Source organism: Pseudomonas sp. SZ57 (genome assembly GCF_009495975.1).
GTDB lineage: Bacteria > Pseudomonadota > Gammaproteobacteria > Pseudomonadales > Pseudomonadaceae > Aquipseudomonas > Aquipseudomonas syringae.
This window is the reverse complement of sequence record NZ_WIBD01000002.1, coordinates 22,483-32,851: the sequence shown is the minus strand read 5'-3', so window position 1 is coordinate 32,851 and position 10,369 is coordinate 22,483. Positions and strand designations below refer to the sequence as shown.

Genomic DNA, 10,369 nt, shown 5'->3' with positions numbered 1-10,369 from the left:
GTTACAAGCAAAGCGGCTTTACCAAGCGCTTACTTTGGATAAACGTATGAAGCACAAACAAAAAAACGGCCTGAGCGGATTCAGGCCGTCGACAGGTTGCGGAAAGTTACTTCAGCACAGCCAATGCAGCGTCGTAGTTGGGCTCGCTACCGATCTCGGCAACCAGCTCGCTGTGCAGCACCTTGTCGTTCTCGTCCAGAACGACAACGGCGCGCGCAGTCAGACCCGCGAGCGGACCGTCTGCAATGGCAACACCATAATTCTGAGCAAAGTCAGCACTGCGGAACGAGGACAGGTTCTGGACATTCTCCAGGCCTTCGGAGCCGCAGAAACGGGACTGGGCGAACGGCAGGTCGGCCGAGATGCACAGAACCACAGCGTTGCTCAGGTCATTGGCCTGGGTGTTGAATTTACGTACCGAGGTGGCACAGGTCGGCGTATCGACGCTTGGGAAGATGTTCAGTACCTTGCGCTTGCCGGCGAAGGAAGCCAGGGTTTTATCCGCAAGACCTGCGCCGACCAGCGTGAAATCGTGTGCCTTGCTACCGACTTCAGGCAGGTTGCCACTGACCTGAACGGGGCTGCCTTTGAGGGTCACTTGAGCCATGAAACACGTTCCTTTTCAAAATGGATGAAAGAGCCGGAAGTTAAACACGAAAGTGTGCCGCGGCCTATATGGGATAATTCTGAATTTTTTTCAGGAAACCAGTCTGTCCCTGATATCTGTGTGGGCACACAATTCCACCAGCCAATCAACGAATACCCTGACCCGTCGTGACAACTGTCGGTGCGGGGGGTAAAGCGCTGTCAGTGGCAGCGGCGGCGGACGATGCAAACGCAGTACCTCCACCAGCACACCGCTGCGCAATTGCGCGGCGACATGGTAGCGCGGCACCTGAATCAGGCCGAAACCGGCTTCGCACGCCGCGACATAGCCATCGGCACTGTTGACAGCGATCGCGCAGACCGATGCGTGCTCAACGTCCATGCCATCGGCCATGAACTCCAGACCATAACGCTTGCCGGTGCTGGTCGAAAAATATTCGATTACCTGATGTTGCGCGAGGTCCTGCAGGTCCAGTGGTGTGCCGTGTTGCGCCAGGTACTCACGACTGGCGCAGGTAATCTGGGTCAGACTGCCCAGCGGCCTGGCAACCAGTGTTTCATCCAGTGCCGCGCCGGCACGCAACACGCAGTCCACGCCTTCGCGGATCAGATCGACCGGCCTGTCACTCATGCCGATCTCCAGACGGATCTGCGGGTAGCGCCGGCTGAATTCAGGCAACGCCGGGATGATGATCATACGGCCCAGACTGACCGGCAGATCGACACGCAACAGCCCCTTGGGCTCGGCCCCGGTCGCCGAGAACGATGCCTCGGCATCGTCCAGATCGGCCAGCAGGCTGACGCAGCGCTGGTAATAGGCCTTGCCGTCCGGGGTGGCGCTGACCTGACGCGTCGTACGCTGCAAAAGCTGTACGCCCAAATGCGCTTCCAGCTGTTTGATCAGGATCGTCACCGAGGCACGCGGCATGTGCAGACTCTCGGCCGCCCTGGCGAAACCGCCCAGCTCGACGATACGGGTGAACACGCGCATGGCGTTGAATCGATCCATGATGGCCGGCAACCTGAAGGTAGAAAAGGAGTGGAGGGACTTGCAGTTGCAAGAGGGACGTCCGGGAAAGGCCGGGCAGCGGGACGCCGGGCCATTACCGCCGCCGACCCTCGCCTAGAAGTCCCTTTTATAGAAAATATCCAGCGAGCTGGCAACACCGCTCGCGGCCTCAAGGTACACGCGCTTGCTGAGCAGATAGCGCAAGGCAATCGTATTGGCCGGTTCAAACACGCCTACGCCATAGCGCAGGCTGAGCTTATCGGTGATCTTGCCGCTGGCAACCACGTTGGTCTTGTCGCCGGTTCCCGAGGTGTCCAGCTCGAAGTCCTTGATACCCAGATTGTCCGCGAGCTTGCCGGTGGTCGACGAGCTGCCTGCCACACCCAGCGCCAGCGCAGCCTGAGCAACCATGTTGTTGTCTTCGCCGGAAGTACTGAGCGGTCTGCCCATGACCAGATAGGAGAGCGCCTGCTCCTGGCTCATCGCAGGTTCGGAGAACACCTCGGTGGTAGGCTGCTCGGCGCTGCCGGTCAGGCGAATACCGGCAATCACGTCGTCGGTCTGGCGAATCGCTTCGATGTCCAGATAAGGCTGGTCGACCGGACCGGCAAACAGCAGACGCGCCTTGCGGATGGTCAGCCGCTGCCCGTAGGCACGATAACGACCATCGTTCAGGTTCAGTTCGCCACGGGTGTCCAGGTTGTCACCGATGTGCACATGCCCGACCAGATTGGCAGTGAGCCCGAACCCGCTGAAGCTGAGCTTTTCCTGGCCGACGTCCACATCGATATCCATCGCTACAGCCAGCGGCGCAGCGCCCTGCTCGGTCTGCTGTCCGACAATTACCGTGTCACCGGAGAGCTTCACAGTAGAAGGCGGCAACTCGCGCACGGTAATCGCGCCCTTGGGCACCAGCACCTTGCCGGAGATGGCCAGTCGCTCGCCCTGCATGGAGATTTTCAGGTCAGGCGCCGCCTCTACCGCCGCATAGGGTTCGACATTGATCGGCAGGCGCGAGCCCTTGAGGCTCACATCGACATTCAGGCTCTGCCCCCAGGCCACCTGACCGCCTATGCTGCCCTGCCCGGTGCTGCCACTTTTCCAGCCGCCGTTGAGCTGTACGCTTTCTCCGGCAATCAACGCCTGGACCTTGAGGTCGTGCAGTTCCATAGGCAGCTCTGCCCCTGCCACCTCACCCCCTTCAAGCGTCACGTTGCCGTTGACCAGTGGCGCCAGCAACGTGCCTGACAACCGGCCATTGCCATTCAGACGCCCATTGAGTTTCTGCACCATCGGCGCGAAAGGACGTGCCACCGAGATATCCAGCCCCGAGAGGTTAAAGTCACCTGCCAGGGGCTTGTCCTTGGCCAGCGGGTCGATCTGCGCGTTGAGCAGCAGCCTTCCCAGCTTGCCGCCATCGAAGTCCAGACGCGTGTCGATGCGTTTGGGCGCCAGCGTGGTGGCCAGTTTCAGCGTCTGATAAGGGAAGTCCAGCCACTGATTGTTGTTGCGTACCCGCAGCGTTCCGCCTCCGGCATCAATCGTGACCTTGCCGCTGGGACCCGCTGCCGGAATGTCGAGCTGCACGTCTGCATTCAACGCGCCCTTCCAGGCAAAATCCTTGGGCATCCATTGAGCCAGGCTGTCCAGCGGGAAATTCTTGAGCTGATAACGCAAATGGGGTTCCGGCATCAGGCGCTGATCGCCGCCACACAGGCTGGCGGCCCCGGACAACCAACAATGCGCACCGAAGTTGAGGCGGCCGTCAGCCAGACGCTCGATCTTCGCCGGCTGCTGCAGACGCCAGTTCTGCCCGCCGCTTTGCACCGTACCGCTGGCCAGCCGGCCTCGCCAATCACCCTTGTCCAGGCCTCCGTCAAGGCCGATGGCCAGCTTGAGCAATGGTCCTTGCAGGTCCAGTTTCAGTTGTTGGTTCTTGAGCGTGCCCTGACCGTCCACCAGCAAGGTGCCCAACTGGGTATCGCCAGCCTGGATACCGGCACCTTTCAGGTTGATGATCGCGCGCTGCGCCTGATCAAGTCTGGCGTTGAGCGTGAGGGTTTGCAGACGATTGTCCTGCAAGGCGAGCTGGCTGCCCTGCAAGGCCAGTTGCCCCTGGGGTGCCTGCAACGTTCCGGCCAGGTCCAGCCGGCCTTTGACTTGCCCCTGCAAGCGTGGCCAAAGCTGGGCCAGACGTGGCAGATCCAGGTCCAGTTGCCCTTTGAGACGCTCTTGCAGACTACCCGTACCTTGAATACGGTTGTCGCCGAGGCGGATGCTCAGGCTGCTGACATTCCATTGCTGATCACGGCCGTCAGCCTTGGCTTGCAGCAGCGCCGGCTGACCACGCAGACGCCCTTTCAAATCGAGGTCGGCGCTGAGGTCAAGCTTCTCATTGCGCATCTGACCTTTGCTGCGCAATGGGCCTGCCAGTGTGCCGGGCAGTTCGGCAACCCAGAATGAAGGGTCCAGCGCACTCAGGTCCAGAGCCGTATCCCAGCCGATGCCGTCAGCGAATTGCAGGTTCAGGAAACCGCTGGCCTTGCCCTGCCCGGCGACCAGTTCCAGTTGCGGCAGATGGATCTCTTGCAGATTGCCGCTGAACGGGCTGACCAGGGTGAACGCACCGGCAGGCCCTTTAAGGCTGGCGTTGAAATTGCCGAGGTAATTGCCATCGGTATAGGAAATATCACCCTTGAAGGCATGCAATGCCACCTGAGGCTCTGACGCCAGTGGATACAGGCGCTGCCAGGGGAAATCCAGCCAGTCAATGCTCGCCTCCGCAGAAAGACCGCTCTGCCAGTTCATCTTGCCGTTGATGGCCAGACGCTGCTGATCATCGGCGGCCAGATCGAGTCCGGCGATGGTTGCGCCGTTGGCATCCACACGCCCTTTCAATGCCAACGCAACAGCGCCATTCTCTGCGGGAAGGCTGGCGCTGCCGTCTATCAGGTAGCCCGAGTCAAGATTGCCCTCGGCGGTCAGCAGCAACTGGTCGAGTTGCAGGGTATCAGGCAATGCAGCGCTGGGCTTGAAGTGCTCGGCAGTCAGCTTGATGCGTGCCGGAAGGTGTTCGGCCAGGGGTTGCAACTCGCCGGTCAGCAAACCCGGCAGATAACCGCTGCTGTCCGCCTTGAGCTGCAGCGTCTTCAGCAGATCGCCCTGGATAACCAGCGCCAGCGCCCAGGGCTGACCATCCTGTGGTGGAAGTTGCAGTTGACCTTGCACGCTGAGTGGCCAGTCGCCCTCGGGTTTCAGCAGGCCATTGAGGTCCAGCACCAGCGCATCACGTTGCAGGTGCGCACTGTCGATCTTCAAGCCTTCGGCGGTCCAGTGCGCTGACAGCTTGAGATCGCGCAACTGTTCGACTCCATCCAGTTGCAGACCACCCAGCTGTATATCACCCAGCTGCAGCGCCAGCGGTAACCTGAGCGTCGGTAACTGGATCGGGCCGTTGCTGGCGGGCGTCTCGCTCGGCGGGAAGTGCATCAGCACCTGCTGCGCATGCAGACGGTCGATGCACAGCGTCATCTTCAACAGGCAGGCAGGCGTCCAGGCGAAATCGACGGATTGAACCTCGACGCGGTCTGCGCCCTGCTGCCACACGAGGCGCTCAGCGCTCCACTGGCCGCCCAGTCGTCCCTGAAAGTTTTCCAGCTGTACACCGGGCACCCGAGCCAAGGCCCACTGACTGCCCGCGTGGGTGCCCAGCAGCAGCGCGACACTGATGACCACCAGCAGCAGTAATGCAACAAGTCCCAGCCCGACGATCTTGGCGCCGCGGGTGATGTTCGCCTTGTTCAAAGCTCCGGCCCCATCGAAAAGTGCAGACGGATTCCACCATCATCGTCCAGCGCGTGGGCCAGATCGAGACGCAGAGGGCCCACTGGAGATACCCAGCGCACGCCGAAACCAACCCCGGTTTTCAGGTCTGGCTTGTCCAGGCTGTTGAACGAGTTGCCCTGATCGATAAAGGTCGCCAGGCGCCATTTGTCAGCAATGGAATATTGGTATTCGACGCTACCAGCAAACATGTATCGCCCACCGATGCGGTCGCCGTCGGAGTTGGTCGGTGACAGCTTCTGATAGTCATAGCCGCGTACGCTCTGATCTCCGCCGGCAAAAAAGCGCAGCGATGGCGGTATCGAGGTGTAACCGTCGGTGAGGTTGCCGCCAAACTGCACACGACCGAGAAAGCGGTGATTTTGCGCGACCGTGGTCAGCCCTTTGAGCAGCACATTGGCATGCACCAGGTTGGCGTCAGACAACATGCCCTCCTTGGCCACCTGCGTGTCGAATTGCAGGCGGTAACCCTGGTGCGGGTCGATACGGTTGTCACTGCGCAGGTACGAGTAACTGATACCGGGCATCAGCAACGTGCTGAGGCCGGCGTCATCGCCCAGGCGGTATTCTTCACGCTGCCATTTCAGGGATATGACCCGCTCCCAACCACTGGGCAGCTTGCTGTGCCATTCAGGCCCGGCAGTCAGCAACTTGCTGAGACTGTCGGTTCCGGCGATCTCTTCGTACTGATAACCGCCGGCGTAGCGCAATTTGTCGGTCAGCGGCGGATCGAGGGGCACGTCGTACCACAGGCCGATATTCTGCCGTGGCGCGGAGATCTCGGATTCGAAGCCATAACTGTGGCCCTGCGGGTTGGCCCAGTGCCGGGTCCAGTTGGCTTTGCCACGCGGGCCGACGTCGGTCGAATAGCCAAGGCCCAGCCCCATGGTGCGAGGTTTACGGGTTTCGAGCTGGACGGTCACCGGGATGACCTGATTTTCCGCTGCGGTGGGCGCAGCATCGACCCGTACGCCCTCGAAATAACCGCTGCCCTGCATGGCCTGGGTCAGTTCGGCAATCAGTTGGGAGTCGTAAGGCGTATTTTCCTTGAACGGCACCATGCGTTTGAGCAGATCGTCATCAAATGGCGCGTCGCCACTGAACATGACCTTGCCGAGCGTGTAGCGCGGTCCGCTTTCATAAACCAGTTCGATATCGGCCACACCGGCCCGCGGATCGATGGCCAGACGCTGGCTGGTGAAGTGTCCACTGAAAAATCCGTAGCGCGAGGCCTGATTCTGGATCAGGCGCTTGGCGTCTTCATAATTGCCATGATTCAACACCGCGCCGCTTTTCAGCGCGTCGCTGCTCGGCACACGAAAAGCCTTCATCGCTGCCGCCGGCCCTTCGACCCGGATCACCACGTTGCGCAAGTGAATGGGTTCGCCCGGCTGGATGTTGATCACCAGGCTGGGCTGCTCTCCATCCTTGATCTCACTGTCGATCTGCGCCTGGTAATAACCCAGCGCCTGAGCGGCTTTTTCCGCCTGCTGCTCGGCGCCCAGGCTGAAGTTGCGCAATGCTTGGGCGTCACGCTCGCCGAGATCACCGACATACCCTTCGACGTTGGCCTTGAGTTGCGGATTGGCAGGCTTGATCCTGACATCGAGGCGGGCCTGGGCAAGCGCGGCCGCACTCATGGTCATCAGGAACACGCTGCTGAATAGTCTGAAAAGCTTCATGGGCGTAGATGCTACCACGATCGACAGGCTGCACTGGAAGCCCACGAATTGTCGGATATTCAGGCCATTACGTCAGGGACCGGCAGTGATACCTGAGGGTTGGGATGAAAAAACACGTGCTCTCGGACGGGGCCTACAGCAATTTCACCGATCTCTTCATAGCCCTGTCGCTTATAGAACTCCAGATAGCGCGGATTGCCGGTATCGACCACGATGCCCTGAGAGTGTTCATCCACTGCGCACCAGTCGTGCAGCGCCGCCAGCAGTTGCTCGCTCAGGTCCTGACCGAGCTTCTGCCCCTGAAACTCCGGATCGAGGCCGATCAACGGCAGCACATGCACGGTTTCCGACGGTACGCAGGCAAGTACCGCGTTGTAATACGCCAGATAGCGCTGGGTGCAACCCAGACCTGTGTCCATCACCATGCGCAAGCGCCACGCCCAGCTTTCGGTGACACCCAGACGACGCTGCGGCGGCGCGATCAGCGCTACACCGACCAAACGGTCCTGGAGAAAGAGACCCAGCGCAGGCTGGTTTTGCAAAAAGTGTTGTTTGACCAGTTGGCGAATGGTCGCCAACACGCGTTGCTCATAGCCCTCGCGCTCGGCGTTGAACAGATAGGCAAATGTCGGATCGTGCCGGTAGGCCCTGAACAGCAAGGAGCGGGTTTCACGGGAATAACCACTGTCGAGTTGGCGAATTTCACCCGTGATGGCAGCAGGTAGGGACATAAAGGGCCTCGTGTTAACGGAACTGCGTCTGGCGCAGCGGTTTTGGCAAGCAGGCTTTCGAGTGATGGCCATTGATAACAGTTCCAATGAATTATCCAGACACACCATGGCCTGCGCTTGCGACTCGGCACTGGTCCTGAAACCACAGGTCGGCTAGCATCGCTGTTTGTTTTTGCTCAGGACCGCTGTTTTATGAAAATCGTCTCGTTCAACATCAATGGTCTGCGCGCTCGACCGCATCAGCTGGCGGCGCTGATCGACAAACATCAGCCTGACGTGATCGGTCTTCAGGAAACCAAGGTTTCGGACGAGCAATTCCCCCAGGCGGAAGTCGAAGCGCTGGGCTATCACGTTCACTTCCACGGCCAGAAAGGCCATTACGGTGTCGCGCTGCTGTCGCGCAATGCGCCGCTGGCCCTGCACAAGGGCTTCGAGGGGGACGACGAGGAATCCCAGAAGCGTTTCATCTGGGGTACTTACGCCGACAGCAATGGCCAGCCGGTCACCATCATGAATGGCTACTTTCCACAGGGCGAAAGCCGCGATCACCCGACCAAATTCCCCGCCAAACAGCGCTTTTACGAAAACCTGCAAACGCTGCTCGAGGGGCAATTCCGCAACGATCAGCCGCTGATCGTCATGGGCGACGTGAATATTTCTCCGCAGGACTGCGATATCGGCATTGGCGCCGACAACGCCAAACGCTGGCTGAAAACCGGCAAGTGCAGCTTTCTGCCCGAAGAGCGGGAGTGGATGGAGCGCCTGAAAAACTGGGGCCTGGTGGACAGCTTTCGACACCTGCATCCGGAAGTCGTCGACCGCTTCAGCTGGTTCGACTATCGCAGCCGTGGCTTTGAAGACGAGCCCAAACGCGGCCTGCGCATCGATCTGATCATGACCTCTAGCGGTTTGCAGCCACGCATCAAGGAAGCGGGTGTGGATTACGATTTGCGCGCAATGGAAAAGCCGTCCGACCACGCGCCGATCTGGCTGGAACTGAGCTGATTGCCCCCTACTGGCCCCTCTTGCGCGATCCTTCTTTAACAAGGATGGGTCGCGCTGAAACACGCACAGTCCCTGAAATTGTCATATTCCGGCAATCTCTCTGACTTATTCTCCCGGCACCCTCCCGTGATTCATGGTGACGCCGATGCTGCGCGCTTTGCTTACGGCGCTCATCCTGTCGAGCGCCACCCTGCCCGCTTTCGCGCAAGCCGCACTGCCGTTGCCTGCTGGCGATACACCGGCCTTGCGCATTCAAGGCTCCAACACCATCAATGCACAACTGGGGCCTGCGCTGGTCGAAGGATTGATGCGCCAGCAAGGTCTGCAGTCGGTACAGACCCTTCCCGGCAACACTCTTAATGAACAGCGCGTCGTGGGGACCACGGCCACCGGACAACCTGTCAGTGTCGAAATCGCTGCGCATGGTTCAGGCACCGGTTTTACCGCGCTGAAAGCAGGTAACGCAGATATCGCGGCCTCCTCTCGACCGATCAAGGATCAGGAGGCCAAAGACCTGACCAGTCTGGGGGACCTGAAAAGCGCGGCCAGCGAGCAAACCATTGCCATCGACGGCGTTGCGGTGATCGTGCATCCCGGCAATCCACTGAGACAGCTGGATACCCTTCAACTGGCACGCATTTTCAGTGGCGAAGTCAGAAACTGGAGTGAGATCGGTGGCAACCCAGGCGCCATCCATCTCTATGTTCGCGATGAAAAGTCCGGCACCTACGAGACGTTCAAGGACCTGGTAATGACCAAATACGGCAAGAGCCTGCTGGGCAGCGCTGCGCGATTCGAATCCAGCGAACAGCTCTCCGACGAAGTCAGCAAGGACATCAATGGCATCGGCTTCACTGGCCTGCCTTCCATACGCCGCGCCAAGGCGGTGGCCATCGCCGACGGCGATTCCAGGCCCATGCTGCCAACCGTCAGCCTGATTGCCACCGAAGACTATCCGCTGTCGCGACGACTGTACTTTTATGTGCCCACCTCGGCCCATCAGCGCTGGGCGCAGGCGCTGGTCCGGTTTGCGCAGAGTGCCGAGGGCCAAGCCATCGTCGCGCAAAGCGGTTTTGTCGCGCAGACCGTGCAGGTGCTCAAGGTGCAGCCTACCGCGCAAATGCCCGCCGATTACCAGGCGCTGGCACGCAAGGCCGAACGCCTGTCAGTCAACTTCCGCTTTGCCCAGGGCAGCGCGCGCCTCGACAACAAAGCGCAGCAGGATCTCAAGCGGGTTGCGGATTACCTGAAGTCCAGCGACAAACTGGATCGGCATGTGACGCTGGTCGGCTTCGGCGACGCCAAGAGCGACCCGGAGCGTGCCGCTCTGCTCTCCAGGCTGCGTGCCATGGCGGTGCGCCGGGAACTGCTGAAAAGCGGCGTGACGTTCCGCGACATCGTCGGCCTGGGTGACGAAATGCCGGTGGCCACCAATGATATCGACGACGGCCGGATCAAGAACCGTCGAGTTGAAGTCTGGGTGCAGTAATTCG

At 60.2% G+C, this 10,369-nt stretch carries 7 protein-coding genes; 2 read left to right on the top strand and 5 right to left on the bottom strand.

Annotation, left to right across the window (positions count from 1 at the left end; all coding sequences use genetic code 11):
• Positions 1–106: 106 nt before the first annotated feature.
• The 5 genes from tpx to GE543_RS00390 form a co-directional block, all read right to left on the bottom strand.
• Positions 107–607, bottom strand: coding sequence for a thiol peroxidase (gene tpx, locus GE543_RS00410; RefSeq protein WP_153220112.1), 501 nt, complete (start codon positions 605–607; stop codon positions 107–109).
• A 90-nt stretch (positions 608–697) separates the two neighbouring features.
• Complete coding sequence (locus tag GE543_RS00405) at positions 698–1,615, bottom strand: LysR family transcriptional regulator (protein WP_046235825.1); 918 nt, start codon at positions 1,613–1,615, stop codon at positions 698–700.
• 114 nt (positions 1,616–1,729) lie between these two features.
• Entirely contained in the window at positions 1,730–5,419 is a 3,690-nt protein-coding gene (locus tag GE543_RS00400) for a translocation/assembly module TamB domain-containing protein (protein ID WP_153220110.1), read from the bottom strand.
• Positions 5,416–7,140 carry an autotransporter assembly complex family protein gene (locus tag GE543_RS00395; protein WP_153220108.1) on the bottom strand — a complete coding sequence of 575 codons (1,725 nt, stop codon included), beginning with the start codon at positions 7,138–7,140 and terminating at the stop codon, positions 5,416–5,418. The genes GE543_RS00400 and GE543_RS00395 overlap by 4 nt, the downstream gene beginning before the upstream one ends.
• Before the next feature lie 59 nt (positions 7,141–7,199).
• Complete coding sequence (locus tag GE543_RS00390; protein WP_003345438.1) at positions 7,200–7,871, bottom strand: N-acetyltransferase; 672 nt, start codon at positions 7,869–7,871, stop codon at positions 7,200–7,202.
• Between the two features lie 192 nt (positions 7,872–8,063).
• Between GE543_RS00390 and xthA the strand changes: the two genes are divergently transcribed.
• Positions 8,064–8,876: an exodeoxyribonuclease III gene (xthA, locus tag GE543_RS00385; RefSeq protein ID WP_003410296.1), complete on the top strand. Its 813-nt coding sequence runs from the start codon at positions 8,064–8,066 to the stop codon at positions 8,874–8,876.
• A gap of 145 nt (positions 8,877–9,021) precedes the next feature.
• Positions 9,022–10,365, top strand: coding sequence for a substrate-binding domain-containing protein (locus GE543_RS00380; RefSeq protein WP_153220106.1), 1,344 nt, complete (start codon positions 9,022–9,024; stop codon positions 10,363–10,365).
• The last annotated feature ends 4 nt before the right edge of the window (positions 10,366–10,369 follow it).